This window comes from Halosimplex aquaticum, from assembly GCF_028747785.1.
Lineage (GTDB): Archaea > Halobacteriota > Halobacteria > Halobacteriales > Haloarculaceae > Halosimplex > Halosimplex aquaticum.
The window spans coordinates 480,532-504,252 of sequence record NZ_CP118158.1 but is presented as its reverse complement, the minus strand read 5'-3'; the positions used below and the strand labels follow the sequence as shown (position 1 = coordinate 504,252).

Below are 23,721 nucleotides of genomic sequence, written 5' to 3'. Positions count from 1 at the left end.
GTTCTCAGACGGTCGGGACGGGGACTTCGTCGAGGACGGCCTCGACGACGGTCGACTTCTGGACCTCGTCGACGCGGGCGTCCGGCGTGAGGACGACGCGGTGGGCCAACACCGGCTGGGCGACCCGCTTCACGTCGTCGGGGGTGACGTACTCGCGGCCGACCATCGCGGCGCGGGCGCGAGTCGCTTCCAGCAGTCGCTGGGTCCCGCGCGGGGAGACGCCGACGGCGACGCGCCGGTCCTGGCGGGTCGCGCGAGCGATTGCCGCGACGTACGTCACGAGGTCGTCGTCGACGCGGACGCTCTCGGGCGAGGCGCGCAGGCTCGTGACCAGGTCCTGGTCGAGGACCGGCGAGACCGAGGGGCTCTGCTCGTCACGCGCGAGGCGGCGGTGGAGCAGTTCCTCCTCGCCGGCCTCGTCGGGGTAGCCGATGGAGGTCTTGACGAGGAAGCGGTCGACCTGCGCCTCGGGGAGTTCGAAGGTCCCCTCCATCTCGACGGGGTTCTGCGTCGCGAGGACGAAGAAGGGCGAGGGCAGGTCGTAGGTGTCGCCGTCGACGGTGACCTGCTCTTCCTCCATCGCTTCCAGCAGGGCGGACTGAGTCTTCGGCGGCGCGCGGTTGATCTCGTCGGCGAGCACGACGTTGGCGAACAGCGGTCCCTCGTTGAACTCGAACTCGCGCTCGCGCTCGTTGAAGACGTGCGTGCCGGTGATGTCGGCGGGCAACAGGTCGGGCGTGAACTGTACCCGTGAGAAATCGAGGCCGAGGGCGGTCGCCATGCTGCGGGCGGTGAGCGTCTTGCCGGTCCCGGGAACGTCCTCCATGAGGACGTGGCCCCGGCCGACGAAGCCCAGCAACACGGTTTCGAGGAACTCGCGGTCGGCGATGACGGCCGAGCCGATCTCGTCGAGGACCCGCTCGCACTCCGCGCTCGCTTCGGTGACGTCCATGGATTCCGGTGAGTCTGCCGACACTTTAGGTGTTTGGTTGCCGGGACGAGCGGCGCCGCGCGGTCGCGGCTCGGCCTCGCTCGCCCCGATCGGTCGCCCCCCGACACTCGTCCCCACGCCCTCCCGCAAACCGTAACCGATAAAGTCGGCTTCCGTCTACTGGTAGACGAGCCGAGGTAGCCTAGCCTGGCCAAGGCGCCTGCTTCGAGAGCAGGTCTCCGCAAGGACTCAGGAGTTCAAATCTCCTCCTCGGCGTTCTCGTCGTTTCATCTCCGCGAGAGTGTTCTATCGCTCTCGCATCGAAACGACGTGCTCGCCGCGTGTGATTTGAAGTAGACGAGCCGCAGCGCGAGCGAAGCGAGCGACCGTCTCGGCGTAGTTCAAATCTCCTCCTCGGCGTTCTCACTGACTCGAAGCGAGTCAGTGTGACCACCGTCGAGATTCGAGCCCTGGAAGTCGCAGCGCAAGCGGGCGAGGCCGACTCGGCCGCTGCCCGATCAGTCCTGGTTGCCGGCGTCGGCGTTCTGGACGACCGCGGCGACGACGGCGGCGGTCTGGCCGAGGCCGACGACGGCGATGCCCACGCCGGCATCGACGGGCGAGCCGGCCAGGGCGTGCGTGGCGGCGCCGGCCAGCGAGAGCACGCACCCGGTGAGGTAGACGGTGCCGTAAGGAGACTCGACCGACTCGGCCGTCGCCACGAGCGCGAGCGCCGGGAGGACCGCCCAGCCGTAGAGCGTGACCGCGAGCGTCGGGTCGTCGGCGGGCGTGACCGCCAGGTCGGCGGTGCCGACGAGCGTGATCACGAAGCCAAGCACGAGCACCCAGCGCCACAGCCCGAGCACTGGACCGACCAGCTCGTCACGGGTACCGACGACGAACGCGCCGAGCAGGGCGGTCATCGCGGCGAGGGCGACAAGAGCGCGTCGCGAGTAGCGAGCCCGACGACGGCGGCCAGGACGACCGCCCACGCGGCGGGGACGAGCAGCGCCGGACCGACGGCGGTCAGCGTGCGCTTCACGCGCTGGGAGACGGCCGGTCGCCTGTTGGTCGTTTCGGTGAGACCGCCCGCGGGCGAGCCGTCAGAAGTTCGCGACGAGGAAGATGAGCGCGGAGACGGCGAGGGCGGCGGTGATGATGGCGCCGGCGAGGGGGGCACCCATGGAGACGGCGGCGTTGGCGGTCGAGGCGAGCATCTCGGTTCGGTCGTTGCCGAAGACGGTCACCTCGGCGGTCTCGCTCTCCATGCCCGCCTCGACCGGTTCGAGGTCCGCCTTCGCGCGGTCGACGAGGTCGGCGATGAGCGCCACCAGGTCGGCCTCGGGGATGGCGTCGCCGACCTGGTTCTCGGCCTCCATCGTGTTGACGACGTGGGTGTCGGTGGTGAGCACCTCCAGCCGGTCGACGGCGTCGATCCGGGAGACGATCCGCTCGCGTAGCCCCGGGACCATGTTGTTGCCGTCGACGAAGACGTAGGCGGTCTGCTGGCCGTCGGTCTCGAACACGGCGACGCGGACGCCCAGCGGGCCGATACCGTCCTCGGGCTCCCAGGGCGTCTCGTCCCAGGCGACGCCGAGTTCGAACGGCCCCCGGGAGGCGGCCGCGAGCCGCTGGCCGACCTCGCTGGCGCCGTGGATCATGTCGAACGAGCGCTTGCTCCCGGGGACGACGTGGCCCAGGTCCTCGCCGTCGAGGCCGTTGTTGCAGTTGTGGGCGTCGGCGAGCATCACGTCGGTGAGGTCGTCGGTGCGGGCCTCCGAGACGGCCGAGAGGCCGACCGCGTACTCGACGTCGTCGGCGAACTGCGGGGAGAACGTCGAGGCGAGGAACGCGCTGTCGCCGAAGGCCTGCCCGGTCAGGGTCGCCTCGCCCTCGGTGACGCGGACGGACTTCGTGGCGGTGGCGTCGTACTCGATGCGCTGGTAGGCGGTCTCGGCGGTGTCGATGACGGTGTCGACCTCGCGCTCGGTGACGAGGTTGAAGTCGTGGCCGGCGGTGGCGTGGGGCGGGAAGGCGAGGCCGTCGGCCTGCTCGGCGATGCGCCGCGGGAGGTTGCCGCCGCCGATCTCGCCCATCGGGCCGGGGTGGAGCATCGGGAGGACGAACCGCGCCTTCTCCCCGCCCTCGGGGCGGCGGAACGAGAGGACGCTCACCGGGACGAGGGCGTCCTCGCCGATGTCCTCGAAGAACGTCTCCAGTTCGTGGCTGCCCTCGGCGACGTGGCCGATGAACCCGCGGACGAAGTCGAGGACGCTGACGCCGAGGCTGCGCTGCCACGGCTGGTCGATGACCGTCAGGAACAGCCAGACGGCGCCGGCGTAGATCACGCACAGCGCCGCGAGGATGGCGAACTTCCCGGGGTCGATGTACTGCATCTCCGCGATGCGCTCGGGCGCCTCGTCGGCCCGGAAGAGGAACGCGCGGGCGACCGGCCCGCCCCACTCCAGGTAGCGCATCGTCCCGCTGTAGACGAACAGCAAGAGCGCGGCCGAGACGGTCTGGATGCTCGCGGCGGCCGAGGCGACGGCGAGTCGCTGGCGCGAGACGGCCATGATGACGAACAGCCGCAGGGCGAAGATCGACGCCAGCGCGACGAGCAGGGCGTCGACGACGAACGCCTGGCTCAGCGGCGTGAGCACGGCGACGACGGCGGCCACGGTCAGCACCGCTATCGTGGCGAGTTCACACGCGAGCGCGAGCAGCGAGGCCTGGTTGCGCGTGAGCTGACCGCCGAGCTTCCGGTCGACGTACGGTGTGAACACGCTCGCCGCGACCGTGGGCAGGCCGATGTAGAACAGGCCCTCCCAGGCGTCCTCGAAGACGAACCGGGAGTCGAACGCGGCGACGCCGATCACCGCTGCGATGAGCAGCGCGAACCCGACGCTCGAGTACCAGCTGGGCGCCCGGAACACGAACCGCGAGAGGCCCGCGAGATTGCCCTGGTTGGTCGTCATGACTATCGTTGTACACCCATGACTGTACGATCACTTTAAACGTTGGAGTTGCGTCAGACGCCCGTCAGCGGGCCGTTCGACTGCTCACGATCGCGTTTTCGGTCGACGTCGGTGGCAGAATCGGCCCCGTCGACCGGCACCGCCGACCGCGCGTTCTCCCGGTCGGGCGATCACTCGCAGATGGCGAGGAAGTTCTCGAAGACCTCTTCGCCGCGCTCGGTGTGGGCGACCTCGGGGTGCCACTGGACGCCGTAGAGGTCGCGGTCGGTGTCGCTCATCGCCTCGACGCCGCAGATGTCGCTCTCGGCCGTGCGCTCGAAGCCCTCGGGGACGCGCTCGACCTCGTCGGCGTGGCTGGCCCAGACGCGGGTCTCCGGGGCGAGCGAGCCGATCAGCGGGTCCTCGTCGTCGAGGACGTCGACGGTCACGTCGGCGTAGCCGCCGTAGTCGCCCTCGCCGACCTCGCCGCCGAGTTCGCGGGCGATGACCTGGTGGCCGAGGCAGATACCGAGGACGGGCACGTCCAGGTCGAGGAAGTCGGGGCAGTTGCCGATGCGGTCCATCGAGGGGCCGCCCGAGAGGACGAGGCCGTCGGCGTCGATCTCCTCGGGGGGCGTGTCGTTGTCGACGAGCTCCACGTCCACGCCCATGTCCCGGAGCGCGCGCTGCTCCAGGTGCGTGAACTGGCCGTGGTTGTCGACGACGTCGATACGGGTCATTACCGCTCCGTAACTCGCCGGACGGTAAAAGGAGTCCGGAACGGACAGCTCCCGGCGCGACAGCGCGACCGCCAGCGCGTGGGGGAATGCCAGCGCGTTTATAGGTCCCGCCCGCGTCCCGTCGGTAGATGCGACGGATACTCCGCGTCGTGCTCGGGTTCGGGCTGGCGCTGCTGGCGGTCGGGGGGTTCCTCTGGTTCGTGGGACCGGCGAGCGTCCTCCGGGAACTCTCGCGGGCCGAACCGGCCGTCCTCGCCGTCGGCTTCCTCGCCGTCGTCGGCGCCTTCTACTGCTGGAGCGAGGCGCTGCGGCGCCTGCTGGTGAGCATCGGGTGCGACGTGCGCGGGCCGCGGTACCGCGCGGCGTTCATGAGCGGCGAGTTCCTCAAGCAGATCGTCCCGATGGGCCACTCCGGCGGCCCCGTGTTCGTCTCCTACGCGGTCAGTCGCGAGACCGACGCCCCCTACGAGGAGGCGCTCGCGGCGGCGACGGTCGTCGAGTTCGTCAACATCGGCGCGTCGGTCGCGCTCGCCGCGGCCGGGCTCGGCGTGCTGCTCGCGACGGGGACGGCCACCGACGGCCCCGTCTTCGTCGCGCTGGTCACCGGGCTCGCGATCGCAGTGGCGTTCCTGCTGTCGGTCGCGGTCCTGGTCTACTACCGCCGCGCGCTCGTCGAGCGGTTCGTGCTCTGGCTCGCGGCCGGCGGCCGGGCGACCGTCGGCCGCGCCTCGGCGCGGGCGCACTCGGCGCTCGCGGCCGACCGCGTGCGGGCGACGTTCGAGACGTACTACGTGGCGTTCGACCGGGCGCTCGCCGACCGCTGGCAGGTGTGGCGCGCGGCCGCCTTCTCGCTGGTCGGGTGGGCGCTGTTCCTCCTCCCGATGTACACGAGCTTCCACGCCATCGACCAGCCGGTCCCCTACGCGCTCGTCATCCTCGTCGTTCCCGTGTTGAGCCTGGTCAACATCGTCCCGCTGCCGGGCGGGCTCGGCGGGTTCGAGGTCGCCCTGGCGGGCGTGGTCGTCGCGCTCGTCGGGATCGGCCTCCCGGCGGCGACGGCCGGCGTCTTCCTCTACCGGCTGTCGAACTACTGGTTCGTCGTCATGCTGGGCGGGCTCGCCTCGCTCGCGGTCTCCGTCCGGCTGGCCGACCCGCCGAGCCCGCTCGGTCCGACCGACGGGGAGCCCGCGGAAGCGGAGTGAGCCCGCTCGGTCCGCGTCGCAAAATGGCTCTCTCGGCCCGTCGCCGAACAGCTCTCTGCGCAATCGCTGGACTGTCTCCGCTCGCGTCGCCGCCGGACGATTTTTACCGGCCGGGGTTCTCTGTTCACGAGTATGTCACGTCGTCTCCGGCTGGTCGGCGGGTTCGCGCTGGCACTGTTGGCCGTGAGCGGGTTCCTGCTGGCGGTCGGGCCGGAGGCGGTGTTCTCGGAACTGGCGACGGCGGACCCGGTCGTCCTCTCGGTCGGGTTCCTGTCGGTACTCGTCGCGCTGGCCTGCTGGAGCGAGGCGGTGCGCCGCCTGATCGGGAGCACCGGTCACGCCGTTGGCGGCCTGCGCTATCGCGCGGCCTACCTCAGCGGCGAGTTCCTCAAGCAGGTGATCCCGATGGGCCAGAGCGGCGGGCCGGTCCTGCTGTCGTACACCGTCAGCGCCGAGACCGACGCGCCCCACGACTCCGCGCTCGCGGCGGCGACGGTCTTCGCCTTCCTGAACGTCGTCGCCTCGCTCGTCATCGCCGTCGTCGGCCTCGCGGTGCTGATACTCACGCGCCGCGGCCCCACGGGCGCGCTCCTCCAGACCGTTCTGGTGACGATGGTCGCCATCTCCGTCGGCATCCTGGGGCTGTCGCTGCTGGCGGTCTACCGGCGGGCCACCCTCGAACGCGCGCTGCTGGCGACGGCCGGCGCGCTCCGACGGACCGTCGGACGGCTCTCCGACCGAGCCCGAGCGGCGCTGGCGCCCGACCGCGTCCGGGACGCGCTCGAACGGTACACCGCAGTGGTCGGGCAACTGGCCGGCGACCGCCGCGGCATCGCCGCCGCAGTCGCGCTGTCGATCACGGGCTGGGTGTTCTTCCTGCTCCCGCTGTACACGAGTTTCCTCGCCATCGAATCGCACGTCCCGTTCATGCTCGTCGTCTTCGCCATCCCCGTCGTGACGCTGCTGAACGTCGTCCCGCTACCGGGCGGACTCGGCGGGTTCGAGGTGGCCCTGGCGGCCGTCGTCGCGGCGATGGCCCTGGTCGACCTCCCGACGGCGACCGCCGCGGTGTTCCTCTTCCGGCTGTCGAACTACTGGTTCGTCGTCCTGGTCGGCGGGATCGCCGCGGGCGCGCTCTCGTTCGGCGTCCGCGACGCGCCGCTCCTTCCCGGGGAAGAAGACGAGACCGTCTGAACGGCGCGGCGTCTCGACTACCCGGTCGAGCGCCTCACGCCAGTTCCGTCGGGTCGAACCGCTCGTTGCGGCCGCGCCACGCCGTCTCTGCCCGTGACTCGCGGGTGTCGAGGTACACCTCGATCCCGTTGCCGTCGGGGTCGGCGAAGTACAGCGCCTTGCTGATGCCGTGGTCGACCGGACTGACCTGCACCTCGCGGTCGCGCAGGCGCTCGAAGACGGCCGCGAGCGCGCTCGGCGCCTCCACCTCGAAGGCGACGTGGTAGAGGCCGACGCCGGGGCCCGGCCCGTCGGCGCCCGCGCCGACCTCCTGCAGGGCCACGTCGTGGTGGCGCTCGCCCCACGAGAGGAAGACGTAGCGCCCCTCGCGCTCGGTCACGTCGAGACCGAGGACGCTCCGGTAGAACGCCAGCGCCCGCTCCAGGTCCCGCACTTTCAGGTGGACGTGGCCGACCGCGTGGGGGTGCGTCGGCCCCGCCCCGTCCGTGGCGCTCTCGTCGGTCATACCACGCTAGTTCGACCGTCGCGCGCAAAAGTCTACGCGTCGAAGCCGCCGCCAGCGTCGAAGCCGTCTCCGGCGTCGCCGCCCTCGTCGGTGCCCTCGTCGTCGCCCTCGCCCCCGAATCGCTCGGCCGCCGACTGGAACCCCAGTTCCGCCTGCTCGCGCGAACGCCGTCCCTCGCGCTCTGCGATGGCCTCGGGATCGGGGTTCACGTCGTCTTCGACGCTGGCCCACGACTTGTGGACCTTGGCGTGACACCACCGGCAGAGGAAGACGGTGATCTCGTGGCTCGGGTCGCCGTCCCCCTCGCGAGACCCCGATCGATAGGAGAGGTGATGTTCCTCCAGCAGCGGCCGCTCGTCGTCGTGGGCCATCCGGTGCTCTTCGAGGCCGCAGCGCTCGCACTCCCGGTCGCGGTTGCGAGCGCGGAAGTGGGGGCAGTCGGCCCACTCCCACGGACCGGTGAGCCCCTCCTCGTCCAGGTCGCCCACGACGGGACACCGGAAGTCGTCGCGGCTCCGCGCGTTCGCGAACTCGGGGTCGCGCTCGCCCTGTTCCACGGCGAACCGGCAGCGCCCGTCGTCGGTGCAGTGGTCGCACCGGTCGACGTGGGCGTAGGGGTCCTCGACCCCCACCGACGTCCCCGAGGGCGTCTTCTCCATGCCCGGTGCGTCGCGCTCGAACGATTTCAATTGTCGGTTCGCCGGCGGTGTCCGCAGCCGCCTCACCGACCGCGCTCGCGGAACAGCGCGGACATCGCGGTCGACTCGGCCTTCCGGAGGTGTTCGGCGGCGGTCGCGGTCGCGCAGTCGAGTTCGTCGGCGACCGCTTCGATGGTCGCCTCGCGCGGCACGTCGTAGTACCCGATGGCGAGCGCGGCCGCGACCGCTTCGCGTTGCCGGGCGGAGAGTTCGTCGGCGACGCTCTCGGAGGCGACCCGTCCGCCGCCGACCTCCTCGACGGTCACGTTCGCGCCCGCGGGGACGCCGTCGACCGCGGCCTGCACGTCGGCGTCCCGCCCGACGAGCGTGAAGGTGCTGCTCCCGTCGGCGTGGCACTCGACCGGCGGGACCGTCAGGAGGCTATCCCGCGTGAAGTTCTCGAACAGCGCGCGGGCGGCGGGTCCCACCTCGCCGGCGAGGAAGCAGTAACACGCGCCGTCGCCGATCGGCAGGGTCTCCCGCTCGAAGTCGGGGAACTCGTCCGCGCGTTCGTCCAGTTCGGCCGCGAACCGCTCGCAGTCGCCGCCGAGTCGGAGGAGGAAGGCGGCCGGCGGCGTCGCGACGTTCCAGTTGACGATGTGGACCTCGTGGAGGTAGCTCGCGCCGCGGGTGAGCAGTTCGTACACCGGCGGCATGGCGACCTCTGGCGGGTCGAGCGTGATCCGCACGCGCTTCATGCTCACCGGCGCGGCCCCCGTTCCCAAAAGTGGTCGGGGAGGCTCGCGGTCCGGCCGACGACCGCGCTCTTAAACCAGCCGGAAATCTGCGGCAGTAGCGCCAGACGGTGCGCGGTCGACGGTCGACGTATGGGCGATACCTACGACCGCGGGACCGATACCTACGACCGCGGGACCGATACCTACGACCGCGGGACCGTCGAATCGTTCGACCGCTGGACCGAGTTCTCCGCCGGGATGTGGGCCTGGCTCCTCCACAAGTTCAGCGGGTGGGTCCTGATCGGATACCTGTTCATGCACATCCCGGTGCTGAGTACGGTGATCCCCTCGGCGAACGGCGGGACCGTCGCCTACACGGAGACGATTCAGGGCCTGGAGAGCCTGCTCTTCGTCCGCTTCCTGGAAGTCGGACTGCTCGCCGTCGCGGTCTTCCACATCCTCAACGGCGTCCGGTTGCTGTTCGTCGACCTCGGCTTCGGGCTCGAGGCCCAGGACCGGAGCTTCTACGTCTCGCTCGTCGTCACGGGCGCCATCGTGGTGGGGAGCATCCCGACGTTCCTCGGCGGGCACATCTGAGGACTCGCCGTGGGATCGACGCTCGCGAGCGCGGCGCCGCAACCGTTTTCCCGTCCGACGCGGATCGCAAGCCATGCGCCTCGTCCACGAGTCGGCCGACGGCGACGCCCGGGTGCTCGCCACTGACGTCGAGACGGCCGACTCGCTGTTCGCGAAGGTCAAGGGGCTGATGGGGAAGTCCTCGCTGCCCGACGGCTACGCGCTCGTGTTCGACTTCGACCGGACGAGCTACCGCGACGTCCACATGCTGTTCGTGCGGACGCCGCTGGACGTGGTCTGGCTGCTCGACGACGAGGTGGTGCAGGTGAAGACGCTCGCGCCGTGGCGCGGCGCCGGCGTCGCGAAGGCCGACCGCTTCGTCGAACTCCCGGGCGGCGCAGCCGACTGCGTCGAGCCCGGCGACCGGGTCGTCCTCGACGGCGAGGAGTGAGCGACCGCCGCGGCGAGCGTGCCGCTTTCCCGCTGTTTATCCCTCGTAGTCCACGAGTTCCGATATGGACCTCTCTGTCGTCGACCTCTCTCCGGTCCCGGACGACGGGACCGCGACCGACGCCTACGCGAACACCGTCGAGGCCGCACAGCAGGCCGAGCGGCTCGGCTACGAGCGGTTCTGGGTCGCCGAACACCACGCCATGGCGAGCAAGATCGCGGGGACGACCCCCGAAGTGTTGCTCGGCCACCTCGCCGCCGAGACCGACTCGATCCGGCTGGGTTCGGGCGCGGTGTTGCTCAACCACTACAGCCCGTTCAAGGTCGCCGAAGCGTTCGGTGCGCTGGACGCGCTCGCGCCCGGCCGCGTCGACGCGGGGCTGGGTCGGGCGAACGGATCGCCCGCGGCCGACCGCGCGCTCGGGACCGAGCGGCGCGTCGCGAACCCGGACGAGGACCACAGCGAGAAGATCGAGGCCGTCGCGAACCACCTCTACGACGACTACCCGGACGACCACCCCTACGCCGACCTGGAGATCGCCCGCTCGGGCGAGGACCCGCCGGTGCCGTGGGTGCTCGGATCGAGCGCGTCCAGCGCGGCGATCGCGGGCGAACTCGGGATGCGCTTCTGTTTCGCGGCGTTCATCCGGCCGCAGTTCGCCGAGCCGGCCTTCGAGGAGTACCGCGAACAGTTCGAGCCGTCGGAACTGGCCGGCGGGATCGACGAGCCGGAAGGGATGGTCGCGGTGAACGCGGTCTGCGCAGAGACCGACGAGCAGGCGGCGCGGCTGCGAGCGATGGCCGAGGCGTCGTACCAGCGGATGGCGCGCGGGGAGATCGGGACTACGCCGTCGGTGGAGGAGGCCATCGACGAACTCGGGTCGGTCCCGGAGCCGACGCCGGCCACGCTCGATGCCGACGAGTGGCCGCGGGCCATCTCCGGGAGCCCCGAGACGCTCGACGGGTTGCTGAGCCAGCTCGCCGACCGCGTCGGCGTCGACGAGGTGATGATCCAGCACGTCGTCGCCGACCACGAGGACGCGCTGCGCTCGCACGAACTGCTGGCGGACGGCGTCGGCCTGACGCCCCGCTGAGGGGTCCGCCGCCCCGCCGTCACACCGCCGCACGACCACCGCGGCGCCGAACCCGACGGTTTAATTAGGACCGCTCGCTTCACGGTAGCATACGATGTCGGACTACACCGACACGGAGGATAGAGGAAGTCGCCTCACGGCGGCTGGCCGCGAAATTCTCCGTCATGAGTGACGGTTCCGGTGAGCGCGAAGGGACGACCCTCTTCGGGGACCATCCCGAGACGACTCACCTCTCTGACGTAGGAGACGTACAGTTTCTCGACACGACGCTGCGCGACGGCGAGCAAGCGCCAGGTGTCTCGCTCACGCCCGACGAGAAAGCCAGGATCGCCAGCGCGCTCGACCGCGCGAACGTCGGCTTCATCGAGGCCGGCAGCGCCTGTACCGGTCCCGGCGAGCGCGAGACCATCTCGCGCGTCGCCGAACTCGACCTGGCGGCGACGGTCACGAGCTTCTGTCGCGGCATCCAGCGCGACATCGACCTCGCGCTGGACTGTGACGTCGACGGGATCAACCTCGTCGTGCCCGCGAGCGACCGCCACATCACCGAGAAGGTCGGGACGACCCACGAGGAGAACGTCCGGAACACCGTCGAACTCGTCGAGTACGCCAAGGACCACGGCCTGTGGGTCGAGGTCATCGGCGAGGACGGCTCCCGTGCCGACCTGGACTACCTCGAAGAACTCCTCGGGGCCTCGCTCGAGGCGGGTGCCGACCGCATCTGCTGGGCCGACACCGTCGGCCACGCGACGCCCGACGGCGCGCTCGAAGCGGTCTCCCGCCTCTCCGAACTGGGGCCGGTGAGCGCACACACGCACGACGACCTCGGCCTCGCCGTGATGAACGCACTGACCTCGATAGCCGCGGGCGCCGACGTCGTCCACGGCACGGTCAACGGCATCGGCGAGCGCGCCGGCAACGTCGCCATCGAGGAGGTCGCGATCGCCCTCTCGCACGGCTGGGGCGTCGAGACGCTCGAACTCACCGAGGTGTACGACCTCGCGGAGCTCGTCGCCAACGCGACGGGCATCCCGCTGCCGCCGAACAAGGCGGTCGTCGGTCAGAACACCTTCACCCACGAGTCGGGCATCCACACCGACGGCACGCTGAAAGACGACGCGATGTACGAGCCCTACCCGCCCGAGAAGGTGGGTCGGGAACGCCGGCTCGCGCTCGGCAAACACGCCGGCCGCGCCGGCGTGAAGGCCGCGCTCGACGAGCACGACTTCGAGGTGACCGACGAGGAACTCGCCGAGATCGTCACCCGCGTCAAGGAGATCGGCGACCGCGGCAAGCGCGTCACCGACGCGGATCTCCTCACCATCGCCGAGGACGTGACCGACAGCGAGCACGACCGCCGCGTCGAGATCACCGAACTGACCACCGTCGCCGGCGGCAACACGCCGACGGCGACCGTCTCACTGCTCGTCGACGGCGAGGAGCGAACCGAGGCCGAGATCGGTTCCGGTCCCGTGGACGCCGCGATCAACGCCGTCCAGTCGGCGCTGGGTCGCTCGTTCGACACCCATCTGGAGTCCTACCACGTCGACGCCATCACCGGCGGGACCGACGCCATCGTCACCGTGGAGGTTGAGATGTCCCGCGGCGACGACTACGTGACCGTCACCGCCAGCGACTCAGACATCACCCGCGCCTCGGTCGAGGCGATGGTCGACGCCATCGACCGCCTCGTCGCGACCAGCGACGACCGCGTCATCGCCGACGACTAGAACCCACTTTTTACAGACGAGGGTGTCCTCGCTCGGCCTCCGGCCTCGCTGCGGGCACCACCGTCTGCAAAAACCTGGAGAAAAATACCGGACGACTCGGTCACTTCGTTCCCTCGCGTCCGGTGAACCGGCGCTTCGTGCCGGATGCTTCACCGGACTACGATCCGTGCCGCTCACGCCGAGAGCCGGGCGTCGGTCTGCACGGCACCGAACGGGACAGCGATCGCGAGGTAGTACTTCGCGAGCACTACCCAGGTCTCCTGGTCGAGGTCGACGAGGCCGTCGGATCCCATGGGATCGTTTCGGCCGACGGCCGCAAAACCCCTCACCCGCCGCGGCGTCTCGGTGGCGAAGCACTCAAGTACAGTTCGAGTGACATTCCGAACGAGATGGTCCCCGTTCGCAGCCCCTCCCTCCGACAGCCATCGTCGCCGCATCCCGTGAGGTGGAACGCGTGATCGACCCGACTCGCTGGTTCGAACTGCCCGTCGTCCCGCGATTGACCCGGAGGTTCGACGGCCGTGTCGGTGAGTGGATCCGCCGGCTCACCGACGAGGCGACCTTCGCCGCGGTCGTCACCGCGGTCGTCGCCTTCGGCTACCTGCGGGGCTCGGTCAGCGTGTCGATCGACCCGCCGTTGCTCGCCGTCGGCGCGATCGTCGTCATCGAGGCGGCCGTCTCGATGGTGAGCTTCTCCGGGTTCGTCGCCCTGTCCGGCCTCGTGATGGTCGCGGAACTCGCCGGCTTCGGCGAGCGCGACGTCGAGGTGACCGACGGCCCGCGCGTCGCCGCTGTCGTCCCGGTCTATCGCGACGCCCCGGCGCTCGACAGGAGCGTCGAGAGCCTGCTCGACTCGCGGTACGCGAACCTCCAGGTGACCGTCGTCGCCGAACCCGACGACGACGCCAGCCTCGCCCGCGCGGCGGAGCTGGCCGACGAGCACGCCCGCGTCGACCGGCTCGTCAACACCCGCTATCCGGGGTCGAAGGCCGGCGCGGTCAACTACGCCGCCGAGGTGACCGAGGCGCCCGTCGTCGCCGTGTTCGACGCGGACGAGCGGGTCGACCCCGGGTTCGTCGGCGGCGCCGTCGCGCGCCTGACCGAGGGCGCCGACGCGGTCCAGGGCCGGACGGTCCCGGAACCCGACGGTCTCGTCGAGACGCTGGCCTACTACGAGTCGGTCCTGCTGAACGAGCTCAGCCACCGACTGCTCGGCCTGCTCACCGGGTTCAGGATGGTGTCGAGCCGCGCCGTCGTGCTGCGGCGGTCGGCCTTCGAGCGCGTCGGCGGCTACGACACGGCGATGCTCACCGAGGACTTCGACTTCGCCTTCCGGTGTTTCGAGGCCGACCTCGCCGTCGAGGAACTGTTCTCCCGGCCCTCGACCATCGAGGCGGCCCACTGCGGTCGCGACTGGTGGGGCCAGCGCAAGCGCTGGATGACCGGCTACGCGCAGGTCCTCCATCGCCGTCTCGCGGGGCTGCGACCGCTGGAGTGGCGGAGCGTCGTCGCGCTCGCGACCTGTGCCGGCGCGGTGTTCGGGAACCTGCTGTTGCTCTCGATGGTCTCGAAGGTCGCCGTGCTCGCCGCGACCGGGCGGGAGGCCCTGATCGCGGTACTGCTGGCGGCCGTCCTCGGCGTGAGTCTGCTCGTCCGCACCGTCGACGCCGTCGGCGGCCACGTCGACGGCGTGGGCGTCGGGTGGCTGCTCGCCCCGGTCGTCTTCCCGCTGTACGGGCTCGCTGGCGTCAAAGGCGCCGTCGAGTACGCGATCACGTGGGACGGCGAGTGGTTCCACGCGAGCAAAGAAGGCTGAGGCGGTCGGCGGGTCGATAGATCAGAACGGGTCGTCGCCGAAGGGCGAGTCGTCCTCGTCGTCGCCGAAGTCGAATCCCTCGTCCTCGTCGCCGAGGTCGCGCTGGCGGCGCGCCTCTTCCTCGTCCACGAAGCCGAGTTCGTCGGGGTCGCGACCGGCCTGGTCGACGACCTCGTCGGAGACGATGATCGGGCAGTCGACGCGGAGGGCGAGGGCGATGCCGTCGCTCGGTCGGGCGTCGAAGACCATCTCTTTGCGCTCGTCGTCGGCGTACTGCTCGGTGTCGATCTTCGCGTAGAAGGTGCCGTCGGCGAGGTCGTCGATGCGGACGCGGTCGATGGCCGCTCCGAACTCCGCGACCATGTCGACGAACAGGTCGTGGGTGAGCGGCCGCTCGAAGGGCGTCCCGTCGAGGGCGTGTTGCATCGACTGGGCCTGGTCGGCGCTGACGAAGATGGGGATCAGTTCCTCGCGCACCCGGAGGAGAACGACCGGGTGCCCCGGGCCGTCGTCGCCGACGCCGACGCCGACCCCCTCCACTGTGGCCTCGTGCGTTGCCATACCACGTGGTTAGTGCGCGAGCGTGAAAAAGACCGTGCGGGGCCGCGTCGCGGTGCCGCCGCGGCCGGCGACTCGACTGCGCCGCGCCGAATCCGGCCGCCGATCCGCGCGCGGAGCGTCCGTTCCCCGGCCCGAGGGGGTTCGACCGCGATCGGCCGCGAAAACCGGTTGAAGCCGGCTTAACGGTCGATTTAATCCGGCTAAATCGACTGAAACCGGGCCAACTGGGCGCCAGCGCTTACCCCCTTCAAGGGGTCTGCCGGCCACCGAGCGAGTGGAGGCACACACCATGAAACTGAAACTCGTCGCAGTGTTCGCGAGCGTTCTCCTGCTCGCGACCGGCGCCGCGATGGCGATGCCGGGCAACGCGCCCGACCACGCACAGGACGGAAACGCAACGGCCGACGACCACGCGCGAGACGGGCACGACGAGTCGGACGCGACCGACTCGGAGACTGACGAGGCCGCGAACGACTCGGACGCTCGACGCGGGCCGCCCGCCGACGTGCCCGGCGCCGACGCGGCCGACGCCGCGAACGGCAGCCAGGGGCCGCCCGTCGACCTGCCCGCGCAGGTCCCCGACTTCGTGAGCGACGTCCACGAGGCCATCGGGAACCACGTCGGCGGCGCCGTCGACGGCGCGCAGTCGCTCGGCGAGAAGATCAGCGCGCTGACGCCCGACGACGCGGACGCGAACGAGACCGCGCCCGACGCGGCCGACGCGACGGCCACCGCCGCGCCGTAACGGCTGACAGAACCGCTGTCGACGCTCCCGTTCCCCTATCGATCGGCCCCACGCTATCCACCTGACGCGTTCGGGCTTCCACCCGCGCGGCGCGTCACGTTCCCCACCCCACTTCCTTTTCGCGGCCGGTCCCCCTGACCGGCCCTCCGGCTGTCCGTCGGGAGCATACCACGCGACGGCACCCCGTCAGAAGAACGTGCCGAGGACGGCCATGTAGAGGACGACCGTCGCGGCGTAGATGACGCCGAGCGCGACGACGGCCTTGGCGTGGAAGAGCCAGAGGTCGTCGCGCTCGCGTTCGAGCGCCGCCTCGTAGCGCTCGCGCTCGCCGTCGCTCGGCTCGTGGCGCTCGCCGACGTGCAGGTCGCGGGCGTGTTCCGACCGGAACGGGCACTCGCAGTGCGGGCAGGTCGCCGCGGGCGTCTCGCCGTCGGGAACGGCGGTGTCTCGGGCCGGGCGGAAGGTAGGTGCGTAGTCGGTCATTGTGGTGGACGGGTTCGACGTCACACGTACGGCGGCGGCGCGTACGGCTGCGTGATCACCCATAGGCTGCTCATCGTGTAAAAGATCATCACCATCACGGAGGGGTACTGGCTCCGGATGGCCGCAAGCACGCCCGGGAAGAGCTCGAACGCCAGCGAGTGGGCGACCCAGATGGCGAGCACGTGCCCGCCGAGCACGCAGAGGAGTTTCACCGTCCCGAACCAGCCGGGGAGGACGAGCGCCAGCGTCGTCGGCGGTGCGAACGGGCTGAGCGCGACGGTCCCGAGCGCGGGCGCCAACCCGAGGAAGTACCCGAGGAAGTGCGCGAGGTGGTAGCCGGCGGCGATGGGGAGCAACGCGGGCGCGAACCACCGCTCGATGGCCCGCGCGGTGACGTAGGTGTCCGCGGTGTCCCGGACTTTCCGCGCGGCCAGCCGATACACGCCCAGGAACGCCCCGAAGCCCGCCAGGAGGACGACCGCGTAGACCGCCAGCGCGGGAACGCCGAGACCGACGAGCGGGTCGACGGCCGCCGCCCACGTCGGGGTCGCGACGAGGCCGTCGTAGGTGGTCACCCACAGCAGCGCGACGACGAAGGCGACCTCGCCCGGCCGGTCGGAGACGGGGTCCTCGGTGAGTGCAGTGCCGGGGAGTCGAACCGTGACGCGCCCGTCTCCGTCCGCGTTCTCGCCGCGCTGGAGCGGTGCTACACGCCCGTAGGCGGCGAAGACGCGGCTCACGGGGTCGACGCGCTCGAACCACGCGTCGCCGTAGCGGACGGCGCCGGCGACGGTCACCAGCGAGTACCCGAGGACGACCGTCGCGAGCAGGCGCGGGTCCCGTCCGACCGGGCTGACGACTTCTAGAAAGACGAGCGCGAGCAGGCCCGCGACCGCCGGCCAGACGCCCCAGTGTCGGGGGAGCGCACGCTCGTCCGAGTCGCCGAACAGCCGGTCGCGCAGCCGCCGAGCCGCCGCGACGGGGAGCGTCCAGGGGTTGACCGCCGGCCAGGTGTTCCCGACGAGGTACGTCGTCGTCGTGTAGCCGGCCCACCAGCCGACCCAGACGAGAAGCAGCGCGAAGTTCCGCGTCGGCGTCCGCGGGCCGACGAACCCGGTCGCGAGGACGAGGAGCAGGACGCCGACGGACGCGACGCGGAGGACGGAGACCGCGAGTCGCCGGAGTCGCGCGGGCGTCGGGACGGCGAGGCGCCACCAGTTCACCCCGCGCATCGCGTCGTGGTCTGTCAAAAGCGACGTGAACAGGAAGGACCCGCCCACGACGATGCCACCGGTGAGGATCACGAGCCACGTCGGGACCGTCGCCGAGGCCACCGACCCGCCCAGTGATCCCGAGTGCGCGGCGACCCGCCCGGTCAGCGCGGCGACGGCGACGGCGAACGCGGCGGCGGCCCCCGCGATACGTCGAACGTCCCGCCGGCCCGCGTTCCGCGGATCCGTGCCCATGTTTGCCACCCTTTCGACGCCAGTGGGATAACTGCTAGCCGTCTCCGACGGATCGGCAGGTCGACCCCGCGGGCGACGCCGGACGGCGTCACAGACTGTCTCCCACGGTACGGCGTGATTTTATGCCGATCGGTCGGGTACGACGGGCCATGGCCGATTCTACGCCGGACTTCGAGGCGGGGGCGCTCACCTCGTATCTCTCGGAGGCGCTCGGCGAAACCGTCACCGATACCGAGGAAATCCACGACGGACTGAACCTCTCGGTCGCGATATCGACCGAGGCGGCGGACCCGGCGTACGTCCTGCGGCGGCCGAACGAGATGCGCCAGGCCGACTCGTTCAACGACGTGACCCGGGAGTACGCCGTGATGGAGCGGCTACGGGGGAGTCCGGTCCCCGTCCCGGAACCGGTGCTCTGCTGCGAGGACGAGTCGGTGATCGGCGACCCGTTCCTGGTGATGGAACACCTCGACGGTGAACCGGTCCCGCTGGGCTCGGACCTGCCCGAACGCTTCCGGAATCCGCGGGCGCGCGGCGACGTGGCGAGGCTGTTGATCGACGCGCTCGCGGACCTGCACTCGCTCGACTCGGGCGAGTTCGCCGACGTCTGCGAGCGACGCCCGCTCGGCGAACAGCTCGACGACGTCGTCGCCCAGCTGGAGGAGGCGACGAGCGTGACCGGCCGCGAATCTCCCGTGCTCTGGGAGGTCGCGGACTGGCTTCGCTCGAACGTCCCGTCCGATTCGGAGACGGCCGTGGTCCACGGGGACTTCAGGCCGGGCAACGTCCTCTTCGCGGGCGCCGAGCGACCGGCGATCGCCGGCGTCCTCGACTGGGAGACGGCGTTCCTCGGCGACCCGCTGACGGAACTGGGATACGTCCTCCTCCGGTGGCGCGACGACGGCGACCCGATGCCGTCGCTCGACGACCTGGCGGCGCGGTACGGGGACGGCGACGCCATCGAGGAACTGCGGGAGACCAACGAACGCGGGCTGGCTCCGTTCACGAACAGGCCCGGGAGCCCGAGCAGGCGCGAACTCGTCGACCGGTACGAGGCGGCGACGGGGATCGCCTACGAGCACGACCGCTTCTACCGCGCGTTCGCGGCGTTCATGCTCGCGACGGTCTGGGAGGACATCCACCGCCACCGGGTCGAAGCCGGCGAGGAGTACAACCGGGAGTCCCACATCGACCACATGGCGCTGATCGCCCGGAGCATCGCCGACGAGGAGTTCCCGCTATAGTACCGTCTCTCGGTCTGTCGGTCGCGGTCCTCGGGGGTCGCGGTCCCCGGGAGTCGCCGTGCCCGGGAGCGCGTCGCTTTTTGCCGAGGGTGCCCAAGGCGAGGTATGGCCGACACTGACGAGGGCGGCTACAGCCGAAAGTGGGCGGCACTGGCAGTGTTACCCTTCCTCTCGCTCGGACTGTTCGACCTGGTACTCCTGCTCGGGTGGGGGCTGGACCCGCTGTGGGGCTTCATGATCCTCCCGCCCATCCTCTTCATGAGCGCGCTCGCCTGGATCGGCTTCCGCTCGGGCTTCATCGGCCACCGGACGATCGGCGAGGATCGGGTCGACGAGCCCGCAGTCACCGAGGTCGACCACGACTGACCCGCCCGCTGGCCGTGACTACCGTCTATCGCGACGAGGAGCGACGGCGCGACCGCTGCCCGAATTTTCGTGTCGAAGGTGAACGAGACGTCGACGCGGCGATTGCCGCAGTCGGCACTCGGAGACGAGCGACGCCGACCGAGATATCGGTCGGTTACGCCCCGAAGAGGTCGTCGACGGCGCCGCGCGCGGCGAGGGCGGCGTCGTCGGCGACGCGGTCGGGATCGCCCGACGCGTCGGGCGCGTTGAGGTAGATGTCCACTTCGAGGATACCGTCCTCGAAGGAGACGGTGATGTCGACGTCCTCGACCGACGAGCGGTCGAGTCGGGAGAAGACGACGTTCTCGGCGGCTTCGGCCGCGGTCTGGACGACGGTCTCGTCCGACGGGTCGCCGTTCGAACCCGCGTCGGCGTCCGCGTCAGTCCCCGCCGAGTCGTCTGCCGGCATTTACGCGCCGCCGGCGCCCGGACCGCCCATGCCGCCCGCGCCGCCGCCCTGCAGCATGTTCTGCAGTTCGGTCTGGAGCTCCTCGAACTGCTCCTGGACGCGCTCTTCCTGCTTCTCCAGCGTGTCGACGCGGACCTCCAGGCTGTCGACCTTCTCTTCGAGGTCGTCCTGGGCGTCGGCGTAGTCGGTCTGGACGAGCAGTTCGCCGACGCGGCGGTACATGCCGGTGTCCTCGTCGATGTCCTCGAGCTCGTTGAGGGCCGTCTCGGCCTCCTGGAGCTGGGTCTCGGCCTGCTGTTTCTGCGCGGCGACCTGCTGGGCCTTCTCCTGTAGGTCCTGCAGTTCCTCGAGTTTCTCCTGTGCTTCAGGCGGCAGATTACCCTGCATATCTCTCCGTGCGTGACCCGTGGTGAAAAACCCCCGCTTTCCGGTCGCGGCGCCGACCGACCCACCGATCGGGACCCGGCGCGGCGGATCCCGACGGCCGGGCGCCCGCGACCGCGAGCTATCGGCCGCTAGGCGCAGCGGCCGTCGACTTCCGTCACGTGTTCCAGCCACTTCTCGACGGTGGGCTGACCCCAGTAGCGGACCGTGTCGGAGCGGTCGTCGTAGTCGACGACGCCCGCGGCGTCGAGGCGCGGCAGGTGCGTCTCGGTCAGCTCGGTCGCGAACTCCTCGTGGGTGCGGCCGTCGGTCTCCCCGAGCCCCGCCGGCTCACACGCCGCGAGCAGCATCGCCAGTTCGTCCACCGTCGCGGTGCTCACGTCCGTCTCGCGGAAGAACTGGCAGACTTCCCGTCGCCGCCAGTCCGCGAGCGCGTCGAACACCGTATCGATGTACGGCCGATCCCCCTCTGTCTCGTCGTCGTAGGCCGGTGTACCACCACGGTCTCCGTCCTTCGACCCTGTCCGTTCACTCATACCCGTGTACCCTACCGTTGCCTGCTCTCCACCAAGAATATCGGCCCTAGAAGCCTAGGGGTCATGTTACCGCGTTCACCTGTTCGGCCGCGATCATGTCCCTCTCGACGCGGCCCGCTCGCTCGGTCCGCGAGCGTGAGAACCGGTTCAGGACTCGAACATCGCTTCGAGGATCCGGCGGTGGCCCTTGCGGAGGTGCTGGAGGAGCGTCGTCGAGGCGATGTCGAGCGAGTCGGCGAGGTCCTCGGAGTCGGCCTCGCGGGGCCACTCGTAGTAGCCGTTGTAGTAGGCGGTCTTGAGGACGGCCCGCTGGCGGTCGGTCAGCCGGGCGCCGATGTCCCCGTGGCTGTGCCACCAGGGGGCCTCCGTCCGGCGCTTCTCGCGCTTGGCGACCAGGTCCACGTTGGGGAACCGCGCGCTCATCGCGTCGGTGATCTTCCGGACGTCGGCGTCGGCCGGCGCCTCCACGTGCATGTGGCCGACGCCGTCTTCGACGATACCGCGCTCGCCGCGGGCGCCCACGTCGGCGAGGTACTGGAAGACGGAGTCGGTCAGCGTCATCTCGTAGTGGGGGCCGTCCTCGCCGTCGAGGCGCCGGAGCCGTTCGAGGTTGGAGAGCGACTGGGCGGCCGAATCGCCGACGGCGGGGTCGGCGCCCTCGACAGTCAGGTAGTTGACGACCCGGTCGTCGCCGGTCCGGACGGCGTGTTCGATCTCGAAGCGGCAGTCGTGTTCGGTGCTGGCCTCCAGGAACGGCGTCTCGCCGCGCACTTCGAACTCGAGTTCGAGGACGCTGTCTGCCTCGACGAGCCGGCGGTACTGGGCGGCCGAGAGCGCGAAGCCGACGACCTCGCCGAGCGTCTCGAAGCCGGCGACCTCCCGCTGGCTGAAGGCGTTCGGCCGGTCGGCGTACACGCCCAGCAGCCCGTGGGTCGTCGACCCGTGGGTCAGCGGGACGGCGGCGACCGACTCGAAGCCGTTCTCGATGGCGGCCTCGCGCCAGGGCTCGAAGTCCGGGTCGGACCGAACGTCGTGGACGACCTGGATCTCGCCCGTGCGGTAGGCCTTGCTCGCCGGCCCGTTCCCCCGCTCGCCCGCGTCGACGTTCACGGTGACCGAGTCGAGGTAGTCGCCGCCGTCGCCCGCCGAGTACACCGGTTGCAGCTCTCGCTCTCCGGGTTGGCGCTGCCCGATCCACGCGAACTCGTAGAACTCCGACTCGGCGAGTCGGTCGCAGACGGTCTCCTGGATCGCCTCGCTGGTGGTCGCGCCCGTCAGCGCGCGCATGCTCTCCTGGACGAGTTCCTGGATCTCGGTCAGCGTCTCCAGCTCGTCGCGCTGGCGTTCGAGTTCCGTGATGTCCCGCGCGATGCTGACGGTCCCCTGCACCTCGCAGTCCGGCCCGTGATACGGCGCGAGCGTCAGCTGGATCACCACTTCCTCGTCGCCAGCCGCGAGCGTCTCCTCGACGACGCGCGCTCGCTCGGTCTCCAGGACGGCGCGGCGGTGGGCCTCGACGCGCTGGCCGAACGCGTCCGGAAACAGGTCCTCGTGTCGGGACCCGATCACGCGCTCCCGATCGGTCTCCATCGCCGCGAGCATCGCCTCGTTGACGACCTGGAAGCGCCCGTCGAGGTCCTGCATCGCGATCGGGTCCGCGCTGCTGTCGATGACCGCCCGGAGTTCCTGCTCCCGGGTATGCAGCGCCGCTTCGCGCCGCGTCCGGTCGGTGACGTCCATCGCGACCGCGATCGCGCCGCCCTGCGCGTCCGCTGACTCGGCGACCCCGGACGCGGACGCGGACTCGCCAACCGCTCCGTTTCTGGCCCCCGATACCGGTTCGATACAGACCGTGTACGTCCGGTCGTTGACCGTCTCTGTCGCGGAGGCGGTCTCCCCGTCGAGCGCTCGGCGGAACCCCGCGACGACGTCGGGACAGACGGACTCGAACCCCTCGATCGGTTCGTCGAGCAGGTCGGTGCGCTCGCAGTCGAACGCGTCGAAGTCCATCCCCTGGCAGTGGTCGATCCGTCCGTCTTCGTCGACGGCGATCAGCAACACCGGCAGGTCGTCGAGGACCGTCGCCAGGCGCTCGCGGTTGGTCGCCAGCGCCTCCCGGCGCCGCTCGCGCTCGGTCACGTCGCGAACGGCGTTGACGACGCCGACGACCTCCCCGTCGCGCTCGATCGGTCGCATGCGGTTCTCGACGACGCCCGGGCCGTCCTCCAGCGCCACGTCGGCGGTGACGCACTCGTCGTCGGACTCGCCGGCGAACAGCGCGCGGAGCGCGCGGATCCCCGCGTGGAAGGCCTCCTCGTCGACGATACCGAGTTCCCGCAGGCAGGCCACGTCTCGGCCCTCGACCGCGTCGGTCGGGACCCCGGTGAAGCGCGTGAACCCCTCGCTCGCGACGCGGATCCTGTAGGACGGGTCGACGACGTAGACGCTGTCGGCGGCGGCGTCGACGCTGGCCTCGTAGAGCGCGCGGTCGTCCTCGAAGGGGTCGGTCGGCTCCGAGACCGTCGCGACGACGGCGCTGACGCTCCCGTCGCGTTCGACCGGGCGGACCGCGACGGTCACCTCCCGCCCGGTCGACGCGAGGGGTCCCCTGCCGATGGTCTCCTCGCCGGTCTCGACCGCGCGCGCGCCAGCGGGTCGCTCGCGCAGTCGACGAGGTCGGCGAACGACGCCTCGCCGGGCTCCTCGAGGCCGTCGACGCGCTCGGCGAAGGCGCCGTTCCAGTCTAGCACGCGCCCCGTCGTGTCGCAGACGGCGGCCGGCTCGTCGACGGCGGCGAGCACCGCCGAGACCAGCGGGTCGGCGGCGCCCTCCCGCGACTCGATCCGCTCGCTCACGCTCTCCCCACCGTGACGGTTTCAGGACCCATAGCTACTGGGAGTACGATACTGTGCGGAGGTCCA

Annotated in this window: 26 protein-coding genes and 1 tRNA gene; 11 read left to right on the top strand and 16 right to left on the bottom strand. The window is 70.6% G+C overall.

Translation table 11 applies throughout. The features are described 5' to 3' along the window. Positions 1-4: 4 nt before the first annotated feature. Positions 5-952 carry an AAA family ATPase gene (locus PSC72_RS02480; RefSeq protein ID WP_274324316.1) on the bottom strand — a complete coding sequence of 316 codons (948 nt, stop codon included), beginning with the start codon at positions 950-952 and terminating at the stop codon, positions 5-7. A 170-nt stretch (positions 953-1,122) separates the two neighbouring features. Here PSC72_RS02480 and PSC72_RS02475 point away from each other — a divergent pair. Beyond that, a tRNA-Ser gene (locus PSC72_RS02475) sits at positions 1,123-1,207 on the top strand. A gap of 242 nt (positions 1,208-1,449) precedes the next feature. Here PSC72_RS02475 and PSC72_RS02470 read toward each other — a convergent pair. The 4 genes from PSC72_RS02470 to PSC72_RS02455 all read right to left on the bottom strand — a co-directional run bounded on the left by PSC72_RS02470 (position 1,450) and on the right by PSC72_RS02455 (position 4,625). Continuing rightward, complete coding sequence (locus PSC72_RS02470) at positions 1,450-1,854, bottom strand: hypothetical protein (RefSeq protein WP_274324315.1); 405 nt, start codon at positions 1,852-1,854, stop codon at positions 1,450-1,452. Beyond that, positions 1,851-1,973 (bottom strand): hypothetical protein, encoded by a 123-nt coding sequence (locus tag PSC72_RS02465; protein WP_274324314.1) that lies wholly within the window; start codon positions 1,971-1,973, stop codon positions 1,851-1,853. Before PSC72_RS02465 ends, PSC72_RS02470 begins: the two co-directional genes overlap by 4 nt. Before the next feature lie 61 nt (positions 1,974-2,034). After that, entirely contained in the window at positions 2,035-3,906 is a 1,872-nt protein-coding gene (locus tag PSC72_RS02460) for a DUF2070 family protein (RefSeq protein ID WP_274324313.1), read from the bottom strand. A gap of 170 nt (positions 3,907-4,076) precedes the next feature. Beyond that, positions 4,077-4,625 carry a GMP synthase subunit A gene (locus tag PSC72_RS02455; protein ID WP_274324312.1) on the bottom strand — a complete coding sequence of 183 codons (549 nt, stop codon included), beginning with the start codon at positions 4,623-4,625 and terminating at the stop codon, positions 4,077-4,079. Between the two features lie 128 nt (positions 4,626-4,753). Here PSC72_RS02455 and PSC72_RS02450 point away from each other — a divergent pair, with 128 nt between their 5' ends. Together PSC72_RS02450 and PSC72_RS02445 are read left to right on the top strand one after the other, a co-directional pair. Further along, a complete protein-coding gene (locus PSC72_RS02450) occupies positions 4,754-5,827 on the top strand; it encodes a lysylphosphatidylglycerol synthase transmembrane domain-containing protein (protein ID WP_274324311.1) in 1,074 nt (357 codons plus the stop codon). Between the two features lie 132 nt (positions 5,828-5,959). Next, positions 5,960-7,021 (top strand): lysylphosphatidylglycerol synthase transmembrane domain-containing protein, encoded by a 1,062-nt coding sequence (locus tag PSC72_RS02445; RefSeq protein WP_274324310.1) that lies wholly within the window; start codon positions 5,960-5,962, stop codon positions 7,019-7,021. A 34-nt stretch (positions 7,022-7,055) separates the two neighbouring features. On the opposite strand, the gene PSC72_RS02440 is transcribed toward PSC72_RS02445, so the two are convergent. From PSC72_RS02440 to PSC72_RS02430, 3 genes are all read right to left on the bottom strand, one after another. Continuing rightward, the gene (locus PSC72_RS02440; RefSeq protein WP_274324309.1) at positions 7,056-7,526 is read right to left on the bottom strand and encodes a VOC family protein; all 471 of its coding nucleotides are present in this window, start codon (positions 7,524-7,526) and stop codon (positions 7,056-7,058) included. Between the two features lie 32 nt (positions 7,527-7,558). Then, the gene (locus PSC72_RS02435; protein WP_274324308.1) at positions 7,559-8,185 is read right to left on the bottom strand and encodes a DUF7097 family protein; all 627 of its coding nucleotides are present in this window, start codon (positions 8,183-8,185) and stop codon (positions 7,559-7,561) included. A 62-nt stretch (positions 8,186-8,247) separates the two neighbouring features. After that, positions 8,248-8,922, bottom strand: a complete 675-nt coding sequence (locus PSC72_RS02430) for a helix-turn-helix domain-containing protein (protein ID WP_274324307.1) — start codon at positions 8,920-8,922, stop codon at positions 8,248-8,250. 129 nt (positions 8,923-9,051) lie between these two features. Between PSC72_RS02430 and sdhC the strand changes: the two genes are divergently transcribed. The 5 genes from sdhC to PSC72_RS02405 all read left to right on the top strand — a co-directional run bounded on the left by sdhC (position 9,052) and on the right by PSC72_RS02405 (position 14,567). Next, complete coding sequence (gene sdhC, locus PSC72_RS02425) at positions 9,052-9,498, top strand: succinate dehydrogenase, cytochrome b556 subunit (RefSeq protein WP_274324306.1); 447 nt, start codon at positions 9,052-9,054, stop codon at positions 9,496-9,498. Positions 9,499-9,571: 73 nt separating this feature from the next. Then, positions 9,572-9,928, top strand: coding sequence for a DUF192 domain-containing protein (locus tag PSC72_RS02420; protein WP_274324305.1), 357 nt, complete (start codon positions 9,572-9,574; stop codon positions 9,926-9,928). 64 nt (positions 9,929-9,992) lie between these two features. Continuing rightward, complete coding sequence (locus PSC72_RS02415; protein WP_274324304.1) at positions 9,993-11,021, top strand: LLM class flavin-dependent oxidoreductase; 1,029 nt, start codon at positions 9,993-9,995, stop codon at positions 11,019-11,021. Between the two features lie 164 nt (positions 11,022-11,185). Next, on the top strand, positions 11,186-12,751 hold the full coding sequence (locus PSC72_RS02410) for a (R)-citramalate synthase (protein WP_274324303.1): 1,566 nt from the start codon (positions 11,186-11,188) through the stop codon (positions 12,749-12,751). A gap of 454 nt (positions 12,752-13,205) precedes the next feature. Next, positions 13,206-14,567 carry a glycosyltransferase gene (locus PSC72_RS02405; protein WP_274324302.1) on the top strand — a complete coding sequence of 454 codons (1,362 nt, stop codon included), beginning with the start codon at positions 13,206-13,208 and terminating at the stop codon, positions 14,565-14,567. 21 nt (positions 14,568-14,588) lie between these two features. Here the strand turns inward: PSC72_RS02405 and PSC72_RS02400 are convergent, their stop codons facing one another. Beyond that, a complete protein-coding gene (locus PSC72_RS02400; RefSeq protein ID WP_274324301.1) occupies positions 14,589-15,128 on the bottom strand; it encodes a bifunctional nuclease family protein in 540 nt (179 codons plus the stop codon). Positions 15,129-15,417: 289 nt separating this feature from the next. On the opposite strand from PSC72_RS02400, the gene PSC72_RS02395 reads away from it, so the two are divergent. Beyond that, positions 15,418-15,873 carry a hypothetical protein gene (locus PSC72_RS02395; RefSeq protein WP_274324300.1) on the top strand — a complete coding sequence of 152 codons (456 nt, stop codon included), beginning with the start codon at positions 15,418-15,420 and terminating at the stop codon, positions 15,871-15,873. Between the two features lie 186 nt (positions 15,874-16,059). On the opposite strand, the gene PSC72_RS02390 is transcribed toward PSC72_RS02395, so the two are convergent. Beyond that, positions 16,060-16,356 (bottom strand): DUF7410 domain-containing protein, encoded by a 297-nt coding sequence (locus PSC72_RS02390; protein ID WP_274324299.1) that lies wholly within the window; start codon positions 16,354-16,356, stop codon positions 16,060-16,062. A gap of 20 nt (positions 16,357-16,376) precedes the next feature. Beyond that, positions 16,377-17,822 (bottom strand): hypothetical protein, encoded by a 1,446-nt coding sequence (locus PSC72_RS02385; protein WP_274324298.1) that lies wholly within the window; start codon positions 17,820-17,822, stop codon positions 16,377-16,379. A gap of 149 nt (positions 17,823-17,971) precedes the next feature. Between PSC72_RS02385 and PSC72_RS02380 the strand changes: the two genes are divergently transcribed. Both PSC72_RS02380 and PSC72_RS02375 read left to right on the top strand, forming a co-directional pair. Next, on the top strand, positions 17,972-19,066 hold the full coding sequence (locus PSC72_RS02380) for a phosphotransferase family protein (RefSeq protein WP_274324297.1): 1,095 nt from the start codon (positions 17,972-17,974) through the stop codon (positions 19,064-19,066). A 105-nt stretch (positions 19,067-19,171) separates the two neighbouring features. Beyond that, positions 19,172-19,432: a hypothetical protein gene (locus PSC72_RS02375; protein ID WP_274324296.1), complete on the top strand. Its 261-nt coding sequence runs from the start codon at positions 19,172-19,174 to the stop codon at positions 19,430-19,432. A 154-nt stretch (positions 19,433-19,586) separates the two neighbouring features. Here PSC72_RS02375 and PSC72_RS02370 read toward each other — a convergent pair whose 3' ends face one another. The 5 genes from PSC72_RS02370 to PSC72_RS02350 form a co-directional block, all read right to left on the bottom strand. Beyond that, positions 19,587-19,880 carry a DUF3194 domain-containing protein gene (locus PSC72_RS02370; RefSeq protein ID WP_274324295.1) on the bottom strand — a complete coding sequence of 98 codons (294 nt, stop codon included), beginning with the start codon at positions 19,878-19,880 and terminating at the stop codon, positions 19,587-19,589. Continuing rightward, on the bottom strand, positions 19,881-20,267 hold the full coding sequence (locus PSC72_RS02365; RefSeq protein WP_274324294.1) for a prefoldin subunit beta: 387 nt from the start codon (positions 20,265-20,267) through the stop codon (positions 19,881-19,883). Positions 20,268-20,395: 128 nt separating this feature from the next. Next, entirely contained in the window at positions 20,396-20,800 is a 405-nt protein-coding gene (locus PSC72_RS02360; RefSeq protein ID WP_274324293.1) for a DUF7344 domain-containing protein, read from the bottom strand. A 147-nt stretch (positions 20,801-20,947) separates the two neighbouring features. After that, the gene (locus PSC72_RS02355) at positions 20,948-23,380 is read right to left on the bottom strand and encodes a bacterio-opsin activator domain-containing protein (RefSeq protein WP_274324292.1); all 2,433 of its coding nucleotides are present in this window, start codon (positions 23,378-23,380) and stop codon (positions 20,948-20,950) included. Continuing rightward, entirely contained in the window at positions 23,377-23,655 is a 279-nt protein-coding gene (locus PSC72_RS02350) for a hypothetical protein (RefSeq protein ID WP_274324291.1), read from the bottom strand. The genes PSC72_RS02355 and PSC72_RS02350 overlap by 4 nt, the downstream gene beginning before the upstream one ends. Between the last annotated feature and the right edge of the window lie 66 nt (positions 23,656-23,721).

What these genes read in the sequence shown, in the direction of transcription:
- PSC72_RS02470 (WP_274324315.1), bottom strand. Translation starts at nt 1,854, where the DNA reads ATGACCGCCCTGCTCGGCGCGTTCGTCGTCGGTACCCGTGACGAGCTG.
- PSC72_RS02365 (WP_274324294.1), bottom strand. Translation starts at nt 20,267, where the DNA reads ATGCAGGGTAATCTGCCGCCTGAAGCACAGGAGAAACTCGAGGAACTG.
- PSC72_RS02440 (WP_274324309.1), bottom strand. Translation starts at nt 7,526, where the DNA reads ATGACCGACGAGAGCGCCACGGACGGGGCGGGGCCGACGCACCCCCAC.
- PSC72_RS02390 (WP_274324299.1), bottom strand. Translation starts at nt 16,356, where the DNA reads ATGACCGACTACGCACCTACCTTCCGCCCGGCCCGAGACACCGCCGTT.
- PSC72_RS02360 (WP_274324293.1), bottom strand. Translation starts at nt 20,800, where the DNA reads ATGAGTGAACGGACAGGGTCGAAGGACGGAGACCGTGGTGGTACACCG.
- PSC72_RS02455 (WP_274324312.1), bottom strand. Translation starts at nt 4,625, where the DNA reads ATGACCCGTATCGACGTCGTCGACAACCACGGCCAGTTCACGCACCTG.
- PSC72_RS02430 (WP_274324307.1), bottom strand. Translation starts at nt 8,922, where the DNA reads ATGAAGCGCGTGCGGATCACGCTCGACCCGCCAGAGGTCGCCATGCCG.
- PSC72_RS02380 (WP_274324297.1), top strand. Translation starts at nt 17,972, where the DNA reads ATGGCCGATTCTACGCCGGACTTCGAGGCGGGGGCGCTCACCTCGTAT.
- PSC72_RS02375 (WP_274324296.1), top strand. Translation starts at nt 19,172, where the DNA reads ATGGCCGACACTGACGAGGGCGGCTACAGCCGAAAGTGGGCGGCACTG.
- PSC72_RS02435 (WP_274324308.1), bottom strand. Translation starts at nt 8,185, where the DNA reads ATGGAGAAGACGCCCTCGGGGACGTCGGTGGGGGTCGAGGACCCCTAC.
- PSC72_RS02370 (WP_274324295.1), bottom strand. Translation starts at nt 19,880, where the DNA reads ATGCCGGCAGACGACTCGGCGGGGACTGACGCGGACGCCGACGCGGGT.
- PSC72_RS02460 (WP_274324313.1), bottom strand. Translation starts at nt 3,906, where the DNA reads ATGACGACCAACCAGGGCAATCTCGCGGGCCTCTCGCGGTTCGTGTTC.
- PSC72_RS02420 (WP_274324305.1), top strand. Translation starts at nt 9,572, where the DNA reads ATGCGCCTCGTCCACGAGTCGGCCGACGGCGACGCCCGGGTGCTCGCC.
- PSC72_RS02415 (WP_274324304.1), top strand. Translation starts at nt 9,993, where the DNA reads ATGGACCTCTCTGTCGTCGACCTCTCTCCGGTCCCGGACGACGGGACC.
- PSC72_RS02410 (WP_274324303.1), top strand. Translation starts at nt 11,186, where the DNA reads ATGAGTGACGGTTCCGGTGAGCGCGAAGGGACGACCCTCTTCGGGGAC.
- PSC72_RS02400 (WP_274324301.1), bottom strand. Translation starts at nt 15,128, where the DNA reads ATGGCAACGCACGAGGCCACAGTGGAGGGGGTCGGCGTCGGCGTCGGC.
- PSC72_RS02395 (WP_274324300.1), top strand. Translation starts at nt 15,418, where the DNA reads ATGAAACTGAAACTCGTCGCAGTGTTCGCGAGCGTTCTCCTGCTCGCG.
- sdhC (WP_274324306.1), top strand. Translation starts at nt 9,052, where the DNA reads ATGGGCGATACCTACGACCGCGGGACCGATACCTACGACCGCGGGACC.
- PSC72_RS02385 (WP_274324298.1), bottom strand. Translation starts at nt 17,822, where the DNA reads ATGGGCACGGATCCGCGGAACGCGGGCCGGCGGGACGTTCGACGTATC.
- PSC72_RS02450 (WP_274324311.1), top strand. Translation starts at nt 4,754, where the DNA reads ATGCGACGGATACTCCGCGTCGTGCTCGGGTTCGGGCTGGCGCTGCTG.
- PSC72_RS02445 (WP_274324310.1), top strand. Translation starts at nt 5,960, where the DNA reads ATGTCACGTCGTCTCCGGCTGGTCGGCGGGTTCGCGCTGGCACTGTTG.
- PSC72_RS02480 (WP_274324316.1), bottom strand. Translation starts at nt 952, where the DNA reads ATGGACGTCACCGAAGCGAGCGCGGAGTGCGAGCGGGTCCTCGACGAG.